This is a genomic window from Citrobacter freundii complex sp. CFNIH9 (assembly GCF_002903305.1).
GTDB classification, from domain to species: domain Bacteria; phylum Pseudomonadota; class Gammaproteobacteria; order Enterobacterales; family Enterobacteriaceae; genus Citrobacter; species Citrobacter portucalensis.
The window spans coordinates 709891-730903 of record NZ_CP026238.1; the positions used below are offsets into that span (position 1 = coordinate 709891).

18 protein-coding genes and 1 tRNA gene are annotated in these 21013 nt (G+C 53.4%); 10 read left to right on the top strand and 9 right to left on the bottom strand.

Translation table 11 applies throughout. The annotated features are described in order from the left end of the window. Window positions 1-40: 40 nt before the first annotated feature. Complete coding sequence (ygjG, locus tag C2U43_RS03620; RefSeq protein ID WP_167371260.1) at window positions 41-1420, bottom strand: putrescine aminotransferase; 1380 nt, start codon at window positions 1418-1420, stop codon at window positions 41-43. A gap of 430 nt (window positions 1421-1850) precedes the next feature. Between ygjG and C2U43_RS03625 the strand changes: the two genes are divergently transcribed. Next, window positions 1851-3371: a methyl-accepting chemotaxis protein gene (locus tag C2U43_RS03625; RefSeq protein ID WP_079934933.1), complete on the top strand. Its 1521-nt coding sequence runs from the start codon at window positions 1851-1853 to the stop codon at window positions 3369-3371. A gap of 53 nt (window positions 3372-3424) precedes the next feature. Here C2U43_RS03625 and C2U43_RS03630 read toward each other — a convergent pair whose 3' ends face one another. Further along, window positions 3425-4108 carry a PadR family transcriptional regulator gene (locus C2U43_RS03630; protein WP_167820709.1) on the bottom strand — a complete coding sequence of 228 codons (684 nt, stop codon included), beginning with the start codon at window positions 4106-4108 and terminating at the stop codon, window positions 3425-3427. 235 nt (window positions 4109-4343) lie between these two features. On the opposite strand from C2U43_RS03630, the gene C2U43_RS03635 reads away from it, so the two are divergent. Then, window positions 4344-5117, top strand: a complete 774-nt coding sequence (locus C2U43_RS03635; protein WP_103284689.1) for a siderophore-interacting protein — start codon at window positions 4344-4346, stop codon at window positions 5115-5117. Here C2U43_RS03635 and C2U43_RS03640 read toward each other — a convergent pair whose 3' ends face one another. Continuing rightward, window positions 5118-5966, bottom strand: a complete 849-nt coding sequence (locus tag C2U43_RS03640; RefSeq protein ID WP_020996343.1) for a helix-turn-helix domain-containing protein — start codon at window positions 5964-5966, stop codon at window positions 5118-5120. It lies immediately after the preceding gene. A gap of 67 nt (window positions 5967-6033) precedes the next feature. Here C2U43_RS03640 and cfa point away from each other — a divergent pair, with 67 nt between their 5' ends. After that, window positions 6034-7188, top strand: a complete 1155-nt coding sequence (gene cfa, locus C2U43_RS03645; RefSeq protein ID WP_048225647.1) for a cyclopropane fatty acyl phospholipid synthase — start codon at window positions 6034-6036, stop codon at window positions 7186-7188. Between the two features lie 284 nt (window positions 7189-7472). Here the strand turns inward: cfa and C2U43_RS03650 are convergent, their stop codons facing one another. Next, a complete protein-coding gene (locus tag C2U43_RS03650) occupies window positions 7473-9131 on the bottom strand; it encodes a glycerone kinase (protein WP_103284690.1) in 1659 nt (552 codons plus the stop codon). 561 nt (window positions 9132-9692) lie between these two features. Between C2U43_RS03650 and C2U43_RS03660 the strand changes: the two genes are divergently transcribed. After that, complete coding sequence (locus tag C2U43_RS03660; RefSeq protein WP_003024745.1) at window positions 9693-10790, top strand: glycerol dehydrogenase; 1098 nt, start codon at window positions 9693-9695, stop codon at window positions 10788-10790. Window positions 10791-10881: 91 nt separating this feature from the next. Continuing rightward, a complete protein-coding gene (gene dhaR / locus C2U43_RS03665; protein WP_003828512.1) occupies window positions 10882-12807 on the top strand; it encodes a dihydroxyacetone kinase operon transcriptional regulator DhaR in 1926 nt (641 codons plus the stop codon). On the opposite strand, the gene C2U43_RS03670 is transcribed toward dhaR, so the two are convergent. From C2U43_RS03670 to C2U43_RS03685, 4 genes are read right to left on the bottom strand one after another with little or no spacing between them, the layout of a single operon-like run. Further along, window positions 12785-13315 (bottom strand): cob(I)yrinic acid a,c-diamide adenosyltransferase, encoded by a 531-nt coding sequence (locus C2U43_RS03670; RefSeq protein ID WP_103284691.1) that lies wholly within the window; start codon window positions 13313-13315, stop codon window positions 12785-12787. The two genes, dhaR and C2U43_RS03670, sit on opposite strands and share 23 nt — an antisense overlap. Then, window positions 13316-13669 (bottom strand): glycerol dehydratase reactivase beta/small subunit family protein, encoded by a 354-nt coding sequence (locus tag C2U43_RS03675; protein ID WP_103284692.1) that lies wholly within the window; start codon window positions 13667-13669, stop codon window positions 13316-13318. It lies immediately after the preceding gene. Between the two features lie 16 nt (window positions 13670-13685). Next, a complete protein-coding gene (gene dhaT / locus C2U43_RS03680; RefSeq protein WP_103284693.1) occupies window positions 13686-14849 on the bottom strand; it encodes a 1,3-propanediol dehydrogenase in 1164 nt (387 codons plus the stop codon). Between the two features lie 22 nt (window positions 14850-14871). Continuing rightward, a complete protein-coding gene (locus tag C2U43_RS03685) occupies window positions 14872-15300 on the bottom strand; it encodes a GlcG/HbpS family heme-binding protein (protein ID WP_103284694.1) in 429 nt (142 codons plus the stop codon). 392 nt (window positions 15301-15692) lie between these two features. Here C2U43_RS03685 and C2U43_RS03690 point away from each other — a divergent pair, with 392 nt between their 5' ends. The 5 genes from C2U43_RS03690 (at window position 15693) to C2U43_RS03710 (ending at window position 20645) form a co-directional block, all read left to right on the top strand. Next, window positions 15693-17360, top strand: a complete 1668-nt coding sequence (locus tag C2U43_RS03690; protein ID WP_057067396.1) for a propanediol/glycerol family dehydratase large subunit — start codon at window positions 15693-15695, stop codon at window positions 17358-17360. A gap of 11 nt (window positions 17361-17371) precedes the next feature. Then, window positions 17372-17956, top strand: coding sequence for a propanediol/glycerol family dehydratase medium subunit (locus C2U43_RS03695; RefSeq protein WP_103284695.1), 585 nt, complete (start codon window positions 17372-17374; stop codon window positions 17954-17956). Between the two features lie 2 nt (window positions 17957-17958). Beyond that, window positions 17959-18387, top strand: a complete 429-nt coding sequence (locus C2U43_RS03700; protein WP_007372193.1) for a diol dehydratase small subunit — start codon at window positions 17959-17961, stop codon at window positions 18385-18387. Between the two features lie 10 nt (window positions 18388-18397). Continuing rightward, the gene (locus C2U43_RS03705; RefSeq protein ID WP_103284696.1) at window positions 18398-20212 is read left to right on the top strand and encodes a diol dehydratase reactivase subunit alpha; all 1815 of its coding nucleotides are present in this window, start codon (window positions 18398-18400) and stop codon (window positions 20210-20212) included. Between the two features lie 109 nt (window positions 20213-20321). Beyond that, entirely contained in the window at window positions 20322-20645 is a 324-nt protein-coding gene (locus C2U43_RS03710; RefSeq protein WP_001573898.1) for a DUF1889 family protein, read from the top strand. Window positions 20646-20893: 248 nt separating this feature from the next. On the opposite strand, the gene C2U43_RS03715 is transcribed toward C2U43_RS03710, so the two are convergent. Next, window positions 20894-20969, bottom strand: a tRNA-Ile gene (locus tag C2U43_RS03715). Window positions 20970-21013: the final 44 nt, after the last annotated feature.

Consider the following 21013-nt stretch of genomic DNA (forward strand, 5'->3'; position numbering starts at 1 on the left):
GGCCTACAAAAGAGTGTCTTCTATAGGCCGGGTAAGGTTGTTACATTTGCTCCACGCTCACCCGTAATGCTGCCAGGGCTTTGCGCGTCGATCGCAATACCAGATCGCATTGCTCGATCGTTAACGTCAACGGCGGTTCGATGCGGATCGTCTTTGCATTATTAAGCGTGCCGGCAACCAGCACCCGCTGGCGGAACATCTCACTGGCAAAGTTGTAGCCGATTTCATTATCGACAAACTCAATCGCCATCAGCATTCCCTTACCGCGTACATCATGCACCAGGTCCGGGTACTCCCGCGCAAGCTGGCGGAAACCATCCAACAACATATCGCCTTTCTGCTCCGCCTGAGCCGGTAAATTTTGCTCTAGCAGGACGTTAATGGTGGCCAGCGCAGCTGCACAAGCGAGCGGGTTGCCGCCAAACGTGGTGGTATGCAGGAAAGGATTGTCGAACAGGACGGAGAACACCTCTTCGGTGGCAATGGTCGCGCCAATGGGCATCACACCGCCGCCCAACGCTTTGGCCAGGCACATAATGTCGGGTTGCACGTTTTCGTGTTCGCAGGCGAACATCTTGCCGGTACGCCCCATGCCGGTTTGCACTTCGTCAAGGATCATCAGCGCGCCAAACTCATCGCAAAGTTTACGAACGGCGGTCAAATAACCTTGCGGCGGCAGGATCACCCCTCCTTCACCCTGGATCGGCTCGAGGATCACAGCTGCGACATCGTCACCGGTCTTTTTACACTCGCTGAGCATGGTGCGCATTGCGTTAATATCGCCAAACGGCACATGACGGAAGCCCGGCAGCAGCGGCATAAAAGGTTTACGGAAGGTGGATTTAGCCGTAGCGGACAGCGCGCCCAGTGATTTACCGTGGAATGCGCCGCTGGTGGCAATAAACGTAAATTTACCGCGCGGCGATTGATATGCTTTCGCCAGCTTCAGGGCGGCTTCAACCGACTCGGTCCCGCTGTTACAGAAAAAACTGTATTTCAGTTTACCGGGCGCCAGTGCGGCGAGGGTTTTTGCCAGCATGGCCCGCAGAGGGTCAAGTAACTCCTGGCTGTGTAAAGGTTGTTTCGCGAGTTGATTCTGTACGGCGGAAACCACGACTGGATTACGGTGCCCCACGTTGAAAATTCCAAAACCGCCCAGGCAATCGACGAACTCTTGCCCCTGGGTGTCGACAAGCGTATTAAGGCTTCCTGCTTGCCATTCTACGGCTCCGTAATCCCCGCCTGCAGTTACAGATTTTCGATACTCTAAGAACCCCGGATTGACATGCTCCTTGAAGTACTCAATCACCTCTCGGTTTAACGATTTCATTTCCTCATGATCAAGCGTGCGCTTTTCGATGAGATTCAGTGCGTGTGCGCTGCAGGCCAGGGCCGATGCGCTGGAAGGTAACCTGTTCAAAATATGCTCCCGGAGCTCGCGTATCACATGATACTGAATTAAGTATTGCAGGGATTGCGCCATTCCGGCGCGCTTAGCAAAAATCGGGATAAACACCAGGAAATATCTCATTTGCGCAACATTTAATACCGTGCTTTAACATTTGCTGGCATTTTGCCCAAGTAAGGAGCCTGAAAACAGATCGAATAAACGCAAATTTGCGCTAAAAATGGGCAATATTTGCACTGTGACGGTGCGCTGGTAGAAGTGACGTTGAATAGTTACTAGATGAAAGTATTTTAAATCAATGGATTAGAATGCGTACAGATTTTGAGGTTTAATCGCAAATTGCGATCTAAATCAAATTTAACAACTAAAGATAAAAAAATTATCGCCGAAATAACATAAGCCGAAAGAGTTAACAACCAGATAACCTGCACAGGACGCAATCATGTCTTCTCATCCCTACGTTAGTCAGCAAAATACACCGCTGGATGATGATATCACCCTCATGTCTACCACCGATTTACAAAGCTATATCACCCATGCGAACGATACATTTGTCCAGGTCAGTGGCTATCAGCTGAATGAATTGCTCGATAAGCCGCACAATCAGGTTCGTCATCCGGACATGCCAAAAGCGGCGTTTGCGGATATGTGGTACACCCTGAAGCAGGGCGAGCCATGGAGCGGGATTGTGAAAAACCGGCGTAAGAATGGCGATCACTACTGGGTGAGGGCCAATGCGGTGCCGATGGTGCGGGAAGGACGCGTGACCGGGTATATGTCGATTCGTACCCGGGCAACTGACGAGGAAATTGCGGCGGTCGAGCCTTTATATAAAGCGCTGAACGAAGGACGTTGCAACCGGCGTATTCATAAAGGGCTGGTGGTACGCAAAGGCTGGCTGGGTAAACTGCCGGCGATGCCGATTCGCTGGCGGGTGCGCAGCGTGATGGCATTCCTGTTTGTCCTGCTAGCGGTCGCATTGCAGCAAATGGGCGCCGAATGGCCGTTACTGCTGATGAGCGCGTTGGTGATGGTGCTGGGAACGGCTATTTTCGAATGGCAAATTGTGCGTCCTATTGAGAATGTCACCCGTCAGGCGCTGAAAGTGGCGACCGGTGAGCGGAACAGCGTGTCGCATCTTAACCGTAGTGATGAACTGGGCCTGATGCTACGAGCAGTGGGCCAACTTGGATTAATGTGTCGCTGGCTCATTCACGACGTCTCCAGCCAGGTGAGTTGCGTGCGCAGCGACAGCGAAACGCTGGCGAAAGGCAGCGATGATTTAAACAAGCATACGCAGCAGACCGTAGAGAATGTGCAGGAAACGGTGACCACCATGAATCAGATGGCGGCATCGGTGAAACAAAACTCAGAGACCGCCGCCGCGGCCGATAAGCTCTCTATTGCCGCCAGTAGCGCGGCAACGCACGGCGGTGAGGCGATGGATACCGTCATCAAAACCATGGACGATATCGCCAACAGCACCCAGCGGATCGGCACCATTACGACGCTGATTAACGATATTGCCTTCCAGACCAACATTCTGGCTTTGAATGCCGCTGTTGAAGCCGCGCGGGCGGGCGAGCAAGGGAAAGGGTTCGCCGTGGTGGCGGGAGAAGTACGTCATCTTGCTAGCCGTAGCGCCAGTGCAGCCAATGATATCCGCAAGTTGATTGATGCCAGCGCTGACAAGGTGCAGTCCGGATCTGACCAGGTGCACGCCGCAGGACGCACGATGGACGATATTGTGGCGCAGGTGCAAAACGTCACTCAGCTGATCGCCCAAATCAGCCACTCCACGCTGGAACAGTCAGATGGTCTTTCCAGCCTGACCCGTGCGGTGAATGAATTAAGCAACATTACACAGAAAAACGCCGAACTGGTTGAAGAGAGTGCGCAGATTTCCGCGATGGTGAAACATCGCGCTGGTCGTCTGGAAGATGCGGTTACGGTGCTGCATTAATACTAAAAATACAGGCGGAACGTTGGGCATACGGGTTCCGCCTGCTGTGCAGATTAATCCAGCTGAGTAATATCCAGCGCAGCGCGATCGATAATACCGATGATTTTTTTGATCTGCGCATCGCTGGTATCACCGTGATTGACGCGTAGATCCAGCACGGCTTTGAAGTTTTCCAGCGCGCGTTTCATCTGTGGATTTTTGCGTAATTCAAAACCTACGCAGCGGGCTTTAATCCGTTCGTGGATATGTTCCAGATGTTCACGGTTCTCATCCAGCCACTGCTGGCCCTGAGTCGTGATCGCAATCTGTTTACGCCCACCTTCCTCGTCGCTGACGGTGATCAGTGCCTGATCCTGCAAGAAATCCAGCGTTGGATAGATAACGCCCGGGCTTGGGGTGTAATTACCCTGGGTCAGGGTTTCAATCGCTTTAATCAGCTCATAGCCGTGGCTGGCGTCGCGGGTCAAGATATCCAGAATCACCAGGCGTAATTCGCCGTGGCCGAAGAACCGCTGACGACGACCCCCTCCGCCGCCGCCACGACCGTGGCGATGTCCGCAACCCTGCTCGTGGTGATGTTCTTTGTTACAGCCTTCATGGCGATGTTCTTCACCTTTGCAGCAACCTGCATGGTGCTCGTTGTGGCGGCCTTCATGGTGATGTCCTTCACCCTTGCAGCAGCCTTCGTGTTGGTGCTCTGAGTGCTTACAGCAACCTTCATGATGGTTTTGCATCATCGTCTCCTGATGTTGTTTAGATATATCTAATTTATATCTAAAAATTATCAGTTTGCAAGTCTACAAATAAAATGTTGTATAACATTATGATTATTATCTATTTTTATGTGTCTGTGATAACTGGGTAATCATAAGTTAACTATATCAAAAAGTGCTTGCAATATTTTTGATTAGCAATCATTATCATTTAAAAAATCAATTTAGATATATCGTATTATCTTCACAAGGCGAAAAAATGACAAAAAACATCTCACGCTACCCACAGCGCGTTCGCAATGAACTGCGTTTTCGAGAACTTACTGTCCTGCGCGTAGAGCGTATTAGCGCGGGCTTTCAGCGTATTGTACTGGGCGGTGACGCGCTGGACGGTTTTAGCTCACGCGGCTTTGACGACCATACCAAGGTCTTTTTCCCTGAACCGGGCAGCAACTTTGTACCACCTGTCGTCACCGATGAAGGCATTGTCTGGGCGGACGGTGTACGTCCGCTCTCCCGTGACTACACGCCGTTGTATGACGAAGCGCGCCATGAGCTGGCACTGGATTTCTATATTCATGACGGCGGCGTGGCAAGTACGTGGGCGATGAATGCCCGTGAGGGTGACAAGCTGACGATCGGCGGGCCGCGCGGTTCTTTGGTGGTGCCAGAGGATTATGCGTATCAGGTTTACGTGTGTGATGAGTCGGGAATGCCCGCGTTGCGCCGACGCCTGGAGTCGCTCAGCCGTTTGGCGGTACGTCCGCACGTCACGGCGCTGGTTAGCGTGCAGGATGCAGCCTACCAGGACTATTTTGCCCATCTCGACGGATTTACTCTTCAGTGGTTTATCGGCCATGATGAGCAGGCGGTGAATGAACACTTATCGCGGCTAAGCGTGCCCGCAGACGATTATTTCATCTGGATCACCGGCGAAGGCAAGGTGGTCAAAAACCTGAGTGCTCGTTTTGAAACCGAGGCGTTCGATCAGCAACGGGTTCGTGCAGCGGCTTACTGGCATCAACGCCGTTAATCAGTAATTAGAGGGCGGAACGCCAAACGCCTGGCGGAATGCGTAGCTAAATGCCGCGGTGCTTGAATACCCAACGTCGAGTGCCACGGCGGTTACGCTTTTATTTTTCTTCAGCATTAATACAGATTCAAGTATTCGCATTTTTTGCTTCCAGACGCTGAAAGGCAATCCGGTTTCTTTTTTGAAATGGCGTGAAAAGGTACGGGCAGACATACCCAGATGCTGCGCCCAGTATTCAACCGAATGCTCCAGTGCGGGGGATTCTTGTATTGTTCGGCAGACTTTGGTTAATTCACGATCCTGCGGCCAGGGTAATACAAAAGCGACTTCCGGGAGTTGCAGAATAATATCGACCAGCACACTAACCAGCTTGCCCTCTTTTGACTGACTATCATAATGGCCTGAAATTGAATTCGTGGCGTAATGAATAAACTCTCTGGCGAAATCACTGATAGCCACTACTTTGCATTCATTGATGCTCTCTTCAAGAAAGCCCGGTTTAATATCCAGATTTTCTAAATACACATCATCTAATGCCCAAACCGCATGCTCCGTATTATTTGGGATCCAAATGCCATAATGCGCGGGGATTATCCAGCACTTACCGGCAACATCAATGCGCATGCTGCCTTTGCGGGCGAAATGAAACTGCATAAAAGAGTGTGAATGCTGCGGTACATGGTGGTTGGCTTCCAGGACATAAGAGCGAAAGAATACGTCCTGCGGCAGTTCGGTCATGGAGTTATCCGGGAAGGAGTTCCACTGTTTTTGCGCGAGAGTTTCCATAAATGAATCGTCAATGCTCCCGATGGTGTGTCCGCTGTTCGATAGATCTTGTCCGCGGATCATAATACATACACTCTTTTTTCCATAATAATCTTGCGTAATAATTTTTAGCCCACTTTTGGTAAATACCATGAACTCGCTTTGTTCAGATGCTGTCATCGTCAATGAAACAAATGATAACTGGACCCGAATGGGAAAAGAGCTGCTTTCGCAAGCGGATATCAGAATTAATGGCTCGCGCGCCTGGGACATTCAACTTCATCATACCGGTTTCTTTAAACGGGTATTGCAACAAGGCTCGTTAGGGCTTGGCGAAAGCTATATGGAAGGCTGGTGGGACTGCGAACGGCTCGATATTCTGTTCTGCAAAATCCTGAAAGCAAAACTCGACCAGCAGATGCCAGGTAATCTGAAAGATATTTTACGCATTGCCAGCGCACGCCTGTTTAATTTGCAGTCACGTAGCCGTGCATGGATCGTCGGTAAAGAACATTATGATATTGGTAACGATCTCTTTGCGCTGATGCTTGATCCGCATATGCAATATTCCTGCGGTTACTGGAAAGACGCGACCACATTAGACGAAGCGCAAAATGCCAAATTAAAAATGATCTGCGAGAAGCTGCAGCTTAAGCCGGGTATGCGTTTACTCGATATCGGTTGTGGATGGGGCGGGTTGGCAGAATATGCGGCGCGTCATTATGGCGTGGCGGTAGAAGGCGTTACCATTTCCAAAGAGCAGCAGAAAATGGCGCAGCAGCGCTGTGAAGGGCTGGACGTTAACATTCTGCTGCAGGATTATCGCGATCTTGATAAACACTACGATCGCATTGTGTCCGTGGGGATGTTTGAACATGTCGGGCCGAAAAACTACGACACCTATTTCAGCATCGCCGACCGTTGTTTAAAACCGGACGGACTGTTCCTGCTGCATACTATTGGCAGCAATAAAAAAGGGATGAGCGTCGATCCGTGGATCAATAAATACATTTTCCCGAACGGTTGCTTACCGTCGATTTCCCATATTGCCGAGGCCAGCGAATCACGGTTTGTGATGGAGGACTGGCATAACTTCGGCAGCGATTATGATAAAACGCTGATGGCCTGGCATGAGCGCTTTAATCAGGCCTGGCCGGAGCTGTCGTCACGTTATTCCGCCACCTTCAGAAGAATGTTTAATTATTATTTATGTGCCTGCGCAGGGGCTTTCCGCGCCAGAGATATTGAGCTTTGGCAGGTGCTGTTTAGCCGCGGTGTAGAGGGCGGGATCCGCGTTTATCGTTAACGCACTGCCGGATGGCGGCGCAAGCGCCTTATCCGGCCTACATAGGTTTGCACTCGTAGGTCGGATAAGCGCAGCGCATCAGGCATATCTTCGCCGGATGGCGGCGCAAGCGCCTTATCCGGCCTACAAAAGTTTGCACTCGTCGGCCTGATAAGCGTAGTGCATCAGGCGGCGCAAAACTTATCAGGCCTACAAAGGTTTGTACTCGTAGGCCTGATAAGCGCAGCGCATCAGGCGTATCTTTGCCGGATGGCGGCGCAAGTGCCTTATCAGGCATTTATGGCTTAACCCAATTCACTCTCTGCCAGCGCTTTAAATACCATCGCGACGGCGTGCGCGCCGGGGTCCATATTTCCGAGCAGGCTTTCACTGCTCAGATACGATGCGCGACCCGCATTGGCTTTGCTCGACAAACAGGTTCGTTCGGCTCCCGCTTGCGCGGCGTCGAAGGCGGCCTGCAGATTTTGCGGCTGCGTGAGCAGCGAAGTCAGAGCCGGTTGCAGCGCATCAATCATGGTGCGATCGCCTTCGTCTGCGCCGCCGTAGAACTTCATCTGCGCCAGTCCCGTATTCAGGGCTTCGGCAACGTTAGCTCCCTGTTCCAGTTTCTGCCCCGCAGCGGTAAAGAAAATAGACATCAGCACACCGCTGGAACCGCCCATCACCACGGTCAGACGTTCGCCAATCAGCGCAAACAGCGTGGCAAGGTTATCCAGCGGCAACTGCTGACGATGCAACAGACCGGCAATTTCGCGCGCGCCTGCGGCAAAGGTTGAACCGGTATCGCCATCGCCGACTTTGGCATCCAGCGCATTAAGATGGGTCTCCAGATCGGAAAGGGTTGTGGTGACAAGCTCCACAATCCCGGCCACCAGGGCATTTGCCGAAGGCTGGAATTCCACGCGTGCGCTACGCTGAGATGACGGTACACAGCTGATTTCACGCGGTGGGACCGGCGTCGGCCAGTTACTGGTTTCCACCTCTGTGAGCAGCGCTTTTTCGATGCTCTCTTCCAGCACGATGGCCGTCAGTGAAAAGCCTTTCATATCCAGCGCGGTGACCAGCGAGGCCGGGCCAATCAGCCAGTCGATTCGCGGATGCAGCGGGCTGCTGGCCAGTTCGCGGGTAATGATGGCCATTTCGGCAACAGAAACGCCGCCAAGATTATTAATCATCACCGCCAGACGGCCGGTTTCAGGCAGGGTAGCCAGCAGTTTATCCACCATCAGGTTCACCACCTGCGCACTGTTCTGGGTGTCGATGACCGAGGCGCCTGGTTCGCCGTGAATGCCCATACCCAGCTCCGCGTGGCCCGGATGATGACGCGGGGCGGCGTCGGTTTCTTGCGGCAGATGACAGCTGGAAAGCGCAACGCCCAGACTGAAGGTGTTATTGGCCGCGTATTGCGCTTCACGCAGGACGGTGGCGAGGTTGTAGCCGCGTTCGGCAAAATAGCCCGCGATTTTATGCACCAGGATGGTTCCCGCAATGCCGCGCGGGTGTTTGTTATCCGGCAGGGAGATGTCATCGCCGACAATCAGCATTTCAACGTTGTAACCAAGGCGACGGGCTTTCTCGGCGGCAAGACCGAAATTAAGACGGTCACCGGTGTAATTTTTCACGATCAACAAACAGCCCGCCTCACCGGTTACCGCCTGAATGGCGGTCAGTACCGCATCTACGCTCGGGGAAGCGAACACGTCGCCACAGACTGCGGCGGTTAGCATACCTTTACCGATAAACCCAACGTGCGCGGGTTCGTGCCCTGAACCGCCGCCGGAAATGATCGCCACGTTATTTTTGTTGAGGTCACGACGGACCACGATGCGAATGGCCGGATCGCTTTCCAGACGCGCCAGGTTATTCCACGGGCTGGTGATAATCGTACCGTCGATGACGTCGCTCACGAGATGGGTGCGTTGATTAAAAAAGAATTGAGACATAACGGCTCCTTGAGGTTGAGTGTAAGACAAACCCCCGGAAGCATGGTCATGGTGCGGAGGCGATAGAGAGATTCTGGCGAAGTCAGCGTGGAAAAAAACAACGTTAAAATGAGTTTCATTACGGAACGTTGTTATTGTTTTTTGTTCCGAAATGAAACTGAAAAGAACGGGGAACGACCACAATGCGAGCTTGCTCGACTTTTTCCTCTCGCGATGAATGCAGGTCACACGGCACTGTCAGCTTTTTTTTACCGGTATTTTGGCAAGTGAGTGGGTAAAAGAGAAAGTGAGATTCGTCTGGGCCGGAGATTTGGTGGCAAATGCACGGATCGGGATCGCAAACCTTATGTTTTTTATGGTTAAGCGTTCCAATATGAAACATGTGTCGTTTTTATCTGTTTCATATCAGAACAAAAAGACGAAAGATTTTTTTGTGCACGCCTCGCCATACAGTTATTGCATCGCTCCGGTACCTCCCGTTTTCGCCGTCAGCATCAGGCCAAACAGGTTAACGCCAGGGCTCACCATGTAAAAACATGTACTTATTTGAGGATGAAAGGAATGCTAAAAGTTATTCAATCTCCAGCCAAATATCTCCAGGGTCCTGACGCTTCCACCTTGTTTGGTCAATACGCTAAAAATCTGGCGGACAGCTTTTTCGTGATTGCGGATGACTTCGTGATGAAGCTGGCGGGAGAGAAAGTACTCAACGGCCTGCACAGCCACGACATTAGCTGCCATGCGGAACGCTTTAACGGTGAATGTAGCCATGTTGAAATTAATCGCCTGATTGCCATTCTGAAACAGCACGGTTGCCGCGGTGTGGTTGGGATTGGCGGTGGGAAAACGCTGGATACCGCCAAAGCGATTGGCTACTACCAGAAGTTGCCGGTGGTGGTGATCCCGACTATCGCGTCTACCGATGCGCCAACCAGCGCGCTGTCCGTTATCTATACCGAAGCCGGTGAGTTTGAAGAGTATCTGATCTACCCGAAAAACCCGGATATGGTGGTAATGGACACTGCAATCATTGCCAAAGCGCCGGTACGTCTGCTGGTGGCCGGGATGGGCGATGCGCTCTCGACCTGGTTTGAAGCGAAAGCCTGTTATGACGCCAGAGCGACCAGCATGGCGGGCGGACAGTCCACGGTGGCGGCGCTGAGCCTGGCGCGCTTGTGCTATGATACCCTGCTGGCGGAAGGCGAGAAGGCACGCTTTGCCGCGCAGGCCGGCGTGGTGACCGATGCGCTGGAGCGTATTGTCGAAGCTAACACTTACCTCAGTGGCATCGGTTTTGAAAGCAGCGGTCTGGCAGGGGCGCATGCGATCCACAACGGCTTTACGATTCTGGAAGAGTGCCACCATTTGTACCACGGTGAAAAAGTCGCCTTTGGTACGCTGGCGCAACTGGTGCTGCAAAACAGCCCGATGGAAGAGATCGAAACCGTGCTGAATTTCTGTCAGAAAGTAGGCCTGCCGGTAACGTTAGCGGAAATGGGCGTGAAAGAAGACGTTGACGGCAAGATCATGGCGGTGGCAAAAGCGACCTGTGCAGAAGGTGAAACCATCCACAATATGCCGTTCCCGGTAACGCCTGAAAGCGTACATGCCGCTATTTTGACGGCAGACCTGCTGGGACAGCAGTGGCTGGCGCGTTAATCAGTCGTCGGTAGGTTTTTATCCGGCATCTTCTCCCCCTCTGACAGTCTCTGCCGGAGGGGTTGTCTATGGTTAAACAGCGGAAAGGGATATGACGGCGCACACGCATAGCATCGGGAAGGAAGTCTCTTCAGTCATTGCCCAGTCATGGCATCGTTGCAGCAAGTTTATGCAGCGGGAAACCTGGCAGGCGCCGCATCAGGCGCAAGGGCTGACCTTTGAGTCGATTTGTCGTCGCAAGACGGCGTTGCTGACGATTGCTCAGGCTGCGCTGGAAGATGCCTGGGAGTTTATGGACGGCCGCCCGTGCGCGCTGCTGATTCTGGATGAATCAGCCTGTATTCTCAGCCGTTGCGGTGATCCGCAGACGGTGGAGCAACTGGCAGAGCTTGGGTTTCGCGACGGCAGCTACTGTGCGGAAAGCATCATTGGCAGTTGTGCGCTGTCGCTGGCGACGATGCCGGGCCAGCCGACAAAAACCTCTGGCGATCAGCATTTTAAACAGGCGCTGCATCCGTGGTCGTTCTGCTCGACGCCGGTCTTCGATAACCATGGTCGACTGTTCGGCTCCATCTCGCTGTGTTGTCTGGTGGAGCATGAGTGCGTTTCTGATTTATCCCTGACGCTGGCGATAGCCAGAGAAGTCGGCAACTCTTTGCTGACCGACAGCCTGCTGGCTGAATCCAACCGCCATCTGAACCAGATGTACGGGCTGCTGGAAAGTATGGATGATGGTGTGATGGCTTGGAACGAACAGGGCGTATTGCAGTTTCTCAATGCGCGTGCGGCGCTGCTTTTGCATCTCGATGCTCAGGCCAGTCAGGGGAAAAACATTCACGATCTGCTCAATCTCCCCATGCTGCTGCGCCGGGCGATCAAACATGCCCGCGGCCTGAATCACGTCGAAGTTACCTTTGAAAGCCAGCATCAGTTTGTTGATGCCGTCATCACCCTAAAACCGATTGTTGAGGAACAGGGCAACAGCTTTATCCTGCTGCTGCATCCGGTGGAGCAAATGCGCCAGCTGATGACCAGCCAGCTTGGCAAGGTGAGCCACACCTTTGAGCAGATGTCGACTGACGATCCGGAAACCCGCCGCTTGATCCACTTTGGACGCCAGGCGGCGAGGGGGAGTTTCCCGATCCTACTGTGCGGGGAAGAAGGCGTTGGTAAGGAGCTGCTGAGCCAGGCCATTCACAACGAAAGCGAGCGCGCCAGCGGGCCGTATATCGCCGTGAACTGTCAGCTGTATGCCAACAGCGTGCTGGGGCAGGATTTTATGGGCAGTGCGCCCACCGACGATGAAAATGGCCGGTTGAGCCGTCTTGAACTGGCGAACGGCGGCACGCTGTTTCTGGAAAAAATTGAATATCTGGCGCCGGAGCTGCAATCCGCGCTGTTACAGGTGATCAAGCAGGGGGTACTAACCCGCCTGGATGCCCGTCGGTTGATTCCGGTGGATGTCAAAGTGATCGCCACCACCACGGTTGATCTCGCCAATCTGGTGGAGCAAAACCGCTTTAGCCGTCAGCTATATTACGCGCTGCACTCTTTTGAGATAGTGATCCCCCCGCTGCGGGCGCGGCGTAACAGTATTCCCTCGCTGATTTATACGCGACTGAATAGCCTGAAAAAACGCTTTTCATCCAGTTTGAAGATCGACGACGACGCGCTGGCTCAGCTGGTGGCCTATTCGTGGCCGGGCAATGACTTTGAGCTGAACAGCATTATCGAAAACATCGCCATCAGCAGTGATAACGGCCATATTCGGCTGAGCAATCTACCGGATTATCTGTTTGCCGAACGTCCTGGTCTGGAGACGGCGTCTTCACTGCTGCCAGCCAGTCTGACCTTTACCGCTATCGAAAAAGAGGCGATTATCCATGCTGCTCGCGTCACCAGCGGGCGCGTACAGGAGATGTCGCAACTGCTGAACATTGGTCGCACTACCTTGTGGCGCAAGATGAAGCAATACGACATTGATGCCAGCCAGTTTAAGCGCAAGCATCTGGACTAGTTTCTTCAATTCTCGCCATCGAGAACAGCGCGTCCGACAGTCGGTTGATGTAACGCCTGGGTTCATCGCGTAACGTCAGCGTTCTGCTCATTGCGATAAGGATCCGCTCCAGTCGGCGGGTCAGGGTTCGCGCAACGTGTAGCTGTGCCGATGGCAGATTTTTCCCCGGAATAACAAACTCTTTGAGCGGGCCGCTTTGCGCCATATTGCGGTCAATAAGCTGCTCCAGCGCCTGAATATCCTCATCGCCAATACGCTGTTGTAAGCGCGCGAGTCCTTTCTCATCGCTGGCGAGTTCCGCACCCAGTACAAACAGCATCTTCTGTATGGCGTGCAGATCCTGGCGTAGTTCAGCCTGGTGCGTGCTGGCATAGCAGACGCCAAGCTGGGAAATCAGTTCATCCACCGTGCCATAGGCCTCAACGCGGATGTCATCTTTGTCGATACGGCTGCCGCCAAACAGCGCGGTCGTGCCTTTATCGCCGGTTCGGGTGTAGATGCGGTACATTTATTTTATCTCGTTGAAGGGAAGTACTTTGACCAGTTGACCGGCATTGGCGCCAAGCGTTCGGATCTGCGCAATTCCGGCGCGGATATGCCCACGGATCAGCGCCCGATCTTCGGGCAATTGGGCGTGGGTTAAAGCAATATCACCCGTGGCGTTAAGACCCAGACCGACACGTAGCGTTGAGCTTTTGGCCGCAAGTTTGCTCAATGCCAGCGCGCAGTCATGCTCGTCGCAACAGATTGCCCGGCAAGGGACGCCTTGCTCTTCCAGTCCCCAGCACAGCTCATCAAGCACGCGAGTATCCTGCCAGCGTGAGTGATAAAACAGATGTACGCCCGGTGATGAAAGTGACATTGCGCCCCCTGCGTTATCAGAATGCCTGACGGAAGATCTCGGCAATTTCTTTCTCGTTCCCTTTGCGCGGGTTAGAGAAGGCGTTACCGTCCTTCAGCGCCATTTCCGCCATGTACGGGAAATCGGCTTCTTTGACGCCCAGATCGTGCAAATGCTGCGGAATGCCGATGTCAGCGGAGAGACGGGCAATGGCGTGAATGGCCAGTTCGGCGGCATCCATGGTGGAAAGTCCGTCAGTGTTTTCGCCCATAAATTCTGCGATATCGGCAAATTTCTCCGGGTTAGCGATCAGGTTATAGCGCGCCACGTGCGGGAGCAGAACGGCATTCGCCACGCCGTGTGGCATGTCGTACAGACCGCCAAGCTGATGCGCCATTGCGTGAACGTAGCCGAGATTGGCGTTGTTGAAGGCCATGCCCGCCAGCAGAGAGGCGTAGGCCATGTTCTCGCGAGCTTTCAGGTTGCTGCCCAGCGCTACGGCCTGACGCAAGTTGCGTGCGATCAGGCGAATAGCCTGAATAGCGGCGGCGTCGGTGACCGGGTTGGCATCTTTGGAAATATAGGCTTCTACGGCGTGGGTCAGGGCATCCATACCGGTCGCGGCGGTCAGCGGGGCGGGTTTGCCGAGCATCAGCAGCGGATCGTTAATGGAGACCGACGGCAGGTTACGCCAGCTGACAATCACAAACTTCACTTTGGTTTTGGTATTGGTCAGCACGCAGTGGCGGGTGACTTCGCTGGCGGTACCGGCAGTGGTATTCACCGCAACGATAGGCGGCAGCGGGTTGGTCAGGGTTTCAATCCCGGCATAGCTGTAGAGATCGCCTTCGTGAGTTGCCGCGATACCGATGCCTTTACCGCAGTCATGCGGGCTACCGCCGCCAACGGTAACGATGATATCGCAATGCTCTTTGCGAAAGACCTCCAGACCATCGCGCACGTTGGTGTCTTTGGGATTTGGCTCAACGCCGTCAAAAACCACCACGTCAATGCCCGCTTCACGTAAATGGGTGAGGGTTTTATCTACCGCACCGTCTTTAATAGCCCTCAGACCTTTATCAGTAACCAGCAGCGCTTTTTTACCGCCTAACAGTTTGCAGCGTTCGCCGACAACGGAAATAGCATTGGGGCCAAAGAAGTTCACATTTGGCACCAGGTAATCAAACATACGATAGCTCATAATATACCTTCTTAGATTTAAATTATAATTCAGAGAAACAATTCAGTGCGGTTTCTGCTAATAATCTGTCTTGTTCGACAGTGCCGCCGCTAACGCCAACGGCACCAATTAATTTATCGTTTAATATGACAGGTAAGCCGCCGCCGAAAATAACAATGCGCTGTTGGTTAGTAAGCTGCAAACCATATAGCGAAGCACCAGGTTGTACCGCGTCGGTAATTTCATGGGTACCCTGACGCAGGCAGCAGGCGGTATACGCTTTATTAAGAGAGATATCACAGCTGGTGACAAACGCATCGTCCATGCGTTGCATTAGCAGCGTATTCCCGCCGTGATCCACCACGGAAAAGACCACCGGAACGTTGATCTCAAGCGCTTTAGTCTCAACGGCCTGCGCCATTTTTTTTGCAGCCGCCAGCGTAATGGTGGCAATTTGTTGGCTCTTATTCACAGTCTCTCCTGAAAATGTTGTAGGGCTGAGGTCACGAAACATATCGCGCAACAGCTATTTTTATCATTGGCTTTACCTTATTTTCTCGCCGCACGTTATTAAGTCAATAGGGTGGATTTTTCATAAATATTAAATTCATTTCCCTGACTTTGCGTTTATTGATAATGATCATTTAACCTCGTCACAATTCACGATGGATATTCCTGAATTGCGTTTCAATATGAAACGATGCGTTTTTATTAGGTGCCAAATTGGAACGAAATTAATTTTATTTTTTTATTGCTTGGCTCATTTAGAGTTCGGCCATTGCTGATGAAAGGCGAATGCCGGGTGTGGTGTCCCCGGCAATATGGCCCGGCGTCCCTATTTTTTACCTTTTGAGTCAATAAATCATGAGAAGATCAAAACGATTCGAAGTGCTTGCGAAGCGGCCTGTAAATCAGGATGGGCTGATTGGCGAATGGCCTGAAGAGGGGCTGATCGCCATGGAAAGCCCCTACGATCCGGCGTCGTCGGTGAAGGTCGAAAATGGTCGTATTGTTGAGCTGGACGGTAAGAGCCGCGCCGAGTTCGACATGATCGACCGTTTCATTGCCGATTATGCCATTAACGTGGCCGAAGCTGAGCGGGCCATGCAGCTCGATGCGCTGGAGATCGCCAGAATGCTGGTGGATATCCATGTCAGTCGGGAAGAGATTATTGCCATTACCACCGCCATCACCCCGGCGAAAGCGGTGGAAGTGATGGCGCAAATGAACGTGGTGGAGATGATGATGGCGCTACAAAAAATGCGCGCCAGACGCACTCCCTCCAACCAGTGCCACGTGACTAACCTGAAAGATAACCCGGTACAGATTGCCGCCGACGCTGCTGAAGCGGGGATCCGCGGCTTTTCCGAGCAGGAAACGACGGTCGGGATCGCCCGCTACGCGCCGTTTAACGCCCTGGCTCTGCTGGTGGGTTCCCAGTGCGGTCGCCCCGGTGTGCTGACCCAATGTTCCGTTGAAGAGGCCACCGAGCTGGAGCTGGGCATGCGCGGGCTAACCAGTTATGCCGAAACGGTGTCGGTCTATGGCACAGAATCGGTGTTTACCGACGGCGATGACACGCCGTGGTCCAAAGCGTTTCTCGCCTCGGCTTATGCGTCGCGTGGCCTGAAGATGCGCTACACCTCCGGCACCGGCTCGGAGGCGCTGATGGGCTATTCCGAAAGTAAATCGATGCTTTATCTGGAGTCGCGCTGCATTTTTATCACTAAAGGCGCGGGCGTACAGGGGCTGCAAAACGGTGCGGTCAGCTGTATCGGCATGACCGGCGCTGTGCCGTCAGGGATCCGCGCGGTGCTGGCGGAAAACCTGATTGCCTCAATGCTCGACCTTGAAGTGGCCTCCGCCAATGACCAGACCTTTTCCCACTCCGATATTCGCCGTACTGCCCGTACCCTGATGCAGATGCTGCCGGGTACCGACTTTATTTTCTCCGGTTACAGCGCGGTACCCAACTACGACAACATGTTTGCCGGGTCGAACTTCGACGCTGAAGATTTCGATGATTACAACATTCTGCAACGCGATCTGATGGTTGACGGCGGTCTGCGTCCAGTCACGGAAGAGGAAACCATCGCCATTCGCAATAAGGCCGCACGCGCCATTCAGGCAGTGTTCCGCGAACTGGGCCTGCCGCTGATTAGCGATGAAGAAGTCGAAGCTGCTACTTATGCTCACGGCAGCAAAGATATGCCTGCGCGTAATGTCGTTGAGGATTTGGCTGCCGTGGAAGAGATGATGAAGCGCAATATCACCGGGCTGGATATCGTCGGCGCGTTGAGTTGCAGCGGCTTCGAAGATATCGCCAGCAATATCCTCAACATGCTGAGACAGCGTGTTACCGGTGATTACCTGCAAACGTCGGCCATTCTGGATCGCCAGTTCGACGTCGTCAGCGCCGTCAACGACATCAATGATTATCAGGGACCTGGTACCGGCTATCGCATCAGTGCCGAACGCTGGGCGGAAATTAAAAATATTGCGGGCGTGGTTCAGCCCGGCTCGATCGAATAAGGCGGTACACAGTGGAATGCACAACTGAACGTAAGCCGGTTTTCACCTTACAGGTGAGCGAAGGCGAGGCGGCTAACGCGGATGAGCGCGTTGATGAGGTGGTGATTGGCGTCGGCCCGGCCTTTGATAAGTATCAGCATAAAACCTTGATTGATATGCAGCACAACGCGATTTTGAAAGAGCTGGTTGCTGGCATCGAAGAAGAGGGACTGCATGCGCGAGTAGTGAGGATCCTGCGCACCTCGGATGTTTCTTTTATGGCATGGGATGCGGCAAATCTTAGCGGCTCAGGCATTGGGATTGGTATCCAGTCGAAAGGAACCACGGTGATTCATCAGCGCGATCTGCTGCCGCTAAGTAACCTGGAACTGTTTTCTCAGGCTCCGCTGCTGACGCTGGAAACCTATCGTCAGATTGGTAAAAACGCCGCGCGCTATGCACGCAAAGAGTCGCCTTCGCCGGTGCCAGTGGTCAATGACCAGATGGTGCGCCCTAAATTTATGGCCAAGGCCGCGCTGTTTCATATCAAAGAAACCAAACACGTGGTGCAGGATGCTGCGCCTGTCACGTTGCATATTGCACTGGTAAGGGAATGACCATGAACGACAACATCATGACCGCGCAGGATTACCCATTAGCCACCCGCTGCCCGGAGAAAATCCGGACGCCTGGCGGCAAGCCGCTAACCGACATTACCCTTGAGAATGTGCTGGCGGGCCGCGTAGGACCGCAGGATGTGCGTATTTCTCAGCAAACGCTGGAGTACCAGGCGCAGATTGCCGAGCAGATGCAGCGTCATGCCGTGGCGCGCAATTTTCGTCGTGCGGCAGAACTGATTGCGATCCCGGATGCCCGCATTCTGGAGATCTACAACGCACTGAGGCCGTTTCGTTCTTCGTTCGCCGAGTTGCAGGCCATTGCCGATGAACTGGAACACACCTGGCACGCCACGGTGAACGCCGGGTTTGTCCGCGAATCGGCAGAAGTATACCAGCAGAGAAATAAGCTGCGTAAAGGCAGTCAGTGACGGAGGCAGCATGCCGTTAATTGCAGGGATCGATATCGGCAACGCCACCACTGAAGTGGCGTTGGCGCAGGATGGCCGGTTTATCGGCAGCGGGATTGTCGCCACGACCGGGATGAAAGGCACGCGGGAGAATATCGCCGGGGTGGTCGCGTCCCTGCAGCAGGCGCTGGATAAAACGTCGTGGTCGCTGCAGGACGTGGCAAAAATCTGCATCAACGAGGCCGCACCGGTTATTGGCGATGTGGCGATGGAAACCATCACTGAAACCATCATTACCGAATCAACGATGATTGGCCATAACCCGCAAACGCCCGGCGGCGTTGGCGTGGGCATGGGAACTACCATCGCCGTGGAGAAGTTGGCGGCGTTGAGCGAGGATCGATTTGCCCAGGGTTGGATACCGTTGGTGGGTGAGGAGATGGATTTCCTTGAGGTGGTTTGGTTTATCAATGAAGCGCTGGATCGCGGCGTCAACGTGGTGGCGGCCATCCTGAAAAAAGATGATGGCGTGCTGGTGAATAATCGCCTGCATCGGCCAATACCGGTGGTTGATGAAGTCACTCTGCTGGAGAAGGTGCCGGAAGGCGTGCTGGCGGCGGTGGAAGTGGCGGCCCCGGGACAGGTGGTGCGGGTGCTGTCGAATCCTTACGGTATCGCGACCTTCTTTGCCCTGACCCCTGAGGAAACGCAAACTATTGTCCCCATCGCCAGAGCGCTGATTGGCAACCGTTCCGCCGTGGTGCTGAAAACCCCGCAGGGAGATGTGCGATCAAGAGTGATCCCGGCGGGTAAGATCTTTATCCGTGGTGAAAAGCGTGGCGGTGAAGCCGACGTAGCGCAAGGCGCGCAGGCCATTATGCAGGCGATGAGCGCCTGCGCGCCCGTGTGTGATATTCGTGGTGAAGCAGGCACGCACGCAGGCGGCATGCTGGAGCGGGTGCGAAAGGTGATGGCCTCGCTGACCGGTCATGACATGAACACGGTGCATATTCAGGATCTATTGGCGGTCGATACATTTATTCCGCGCAAGGTGCAGGGCGGCATTGCCGGAGAGTGTTCAATGGAGAACGCCGTGGGCATTGCGGCGATGGTGAAAGCCGATCGTTTACAGATGCAGGCCATCGCCAGTGAGCTGAGCGCCCGGTTAAATACCCCAGTTGAAGTCGGTGGTGTGGAGGCCAACATGGCCGTAGCAGGGGCGTTAACAACGCCCGGATGCGCCGCACCGCTGGCGATCCTCGACTTAGGCGCAGGATCTACCGATGCCGCCGTCATCAATAGCGACGGTGTAGTGAAAGCAGTTCATCTGGCCGGCGCGGGGAATATGGTCAGCCTGTTGATTCAAACTGAGCTGGGCTTAAGCGATGCATTTCTGGCGGAGGAAATAAAAAAATACCCGCTGGCAAAAGTGGAGAGCCTGTTCAGCATTCGCCATGAGAACGGCGCGGTGGAGTTTTTCCGCGAACCGCTCAGTCCGTCAGTATTCGCCAAAGTGGTGTACTTGAAAGAGGGCGAGCTGATCCCGGTAGATAACCAGACTTCGCTGGAAAAAATCCGTCTGGTGCGCCGACAGGCTAAAGAGATGGTTTTTGTGACCAACTGCCTTCGCGCGTTACGCCAGGTGTCACCCGGTGGCTCTATTCGCGATATGACGTTCGTGGTGCTGGTAGGCGGTTCTTCGCTGGATTTCGAAATCCCGCAGATGATCACCGATGCGCTGGCGCATTACGGCGTTGTCGCCGGGCAGGGCAATATTCGAGGTACCGAAGGGCCTCGTAATGCGGTGGCAACTGGGCTGGTTTTAGCCGGAGAAGCAAAAAAATAGCGCAGAAAACAGCCGCGCAAGCGTTTAGCTGCGGGGTAAGTCAAATAAAGGCGATGTTCTCTTTGATATCCCGGCGGAGTTGGGTACATAGTATAAATGTGTCTCTCACGTGGTTAATTTTAAGGATAAGAGCATGCCAACAGCAATTGAGAAAGCATTGGATTTTATTGGTGGTATGAACACTTCGGCGTCAGTACCACATTCAATGGATGAAAGTACCGCTAAGGGAATCTTAAAGTATTTGCATGACTTAGGTGTGCCAGCGAGTCCGGAAGTTGTGATGGCACGGGGTGAGCAAGAGGGATGGAATCCCGAGTTCACGAAAAAAGTGGCCGGATGGGCAGAAAAAGTCGCCTCCGGTAACCGCATCCTTATCAAGAACCCAGAGTATTTTTCAACCTATATGCAGGAGCAGCTCAAAGAGCTAGTGTGAGCTGACTATCGAATTAAACTCTAACGGACGTTTCCATCCCAGGATGGCGGCGTCCAGATGGGGTTGCCATTAACATGCTGTTTGCTGAACAGGTGTATCGCGTAAATAGCTTTAGTCCCCGCCAGCTATGTTCTTCCGTGTACTCATTCAACATATTGATGCAAGCAAGTATTGATTTTGCTACATGCCAATTTCTATGGAATACCCATAAAAAAAGGACCTGCGATTTCTCGCAAGTCCTTGAGATTTGGTGGCCCCTGCTGGACTTGAACCAGCGACCAAGCGATTATGAGTCGCCTGCTCTAACCACTGAGCTAAGGGGCCGTGGCGGTGGATTATAAAGTAACTCCGCGTTGCAATCCAGACAT

Coding starts and splice junctions, on each gene's coding strand:
- C2U43_RS03635 (WP_103284689.1), top strand. CDS start 4,344: ATGACAAAAAACATCTCACGCTACCCACAGCGCGTTCGCAATGAACTG.
- C2U43_RS03700 (WP_007372193.1), top strand. CDS start 17,959: ATGAACGACAACATCATGACCGCGCAGGATTACCCATTAGCCACCCGC.
- C2U43_RS03675 (WP_103284692.1), bottom strand. CDS start 13,669: ATGTCACTTTCATCACCGGGCGTACATCTGTTTTATCACTCACGCTGG.
- dhaT (WP_103284693.1), bottom strand. CDS start 14,849: ATGAGCTATCGTATGTTTGATTACCTGGTGCCAAATGTGAACTTCTTT.
- C2U43_RS03660 (WP_003024745.1), top strand. CDS start 9,693: ATGCTAAAAGTTATTCAATCTCCAGCCAAATATCTCCAGGGTCCTGAC.
- cfa (WP_048225647.1), top strand. CDS start 6,034: ATGAACTCGCTTTGTTCAGATGCTGTCATCGTCAATGAAACAAATGAT.
- C2U43_RS03640 (WP_020996343.1), bottom strand. CDS start 5,966: ATGATCCGCGGACAAGATCTATCGAACAGCGGACACACCATCGGGAGC.
- C2U43_RS03650 (WP_103284690.1), bottom strand. CDS start 9,131: ATGTCTCAATTCTTTTTTAATCAACGCACCCATCTCGTGAGCGACGTC.
- C2U43_RS03670 (WP_103284691.1), bottom strand. CDS start 13,315: ATGTACCGCATCTACACCCGAACCGGCGATAAAGGCACGACCGCGCTG.
- C2U43_RS03705 (WP_103284696.1), top strand. CDS start 18,398: ATGCCGTTAATTGCAGGGATCGATATCGGCAACGCCACCACTGAAGTG.
- C2U43_RS03625 (WP_079934933.1), top strand. CDS start 1,851: ATGTCTTCTCATCCCTACGTTAGTCAGCAAAATACACCGCTGGATGAT.
- dhaR (WP_003828512.1), top strand. CDS start 10,882: ATGACGGCGCACACGCATAGCATCGGGAAGGAAGTCTCTTCAGTCATT.
- C2U43_RS03690 (WP_057067396.1), top strand. CDS start 15,693: ATGAGAAGATCAAAACGATTCGAAGTGCTTGCGAAGCGGCCTGTAAAT.
- C2U43_RS03630 (WP_167820709.1), bottom strand. CDS start 4,108: ATGATGCAAAACCATCATGAAGGTTGCTGTAAGCACTCAGAGCACCAA.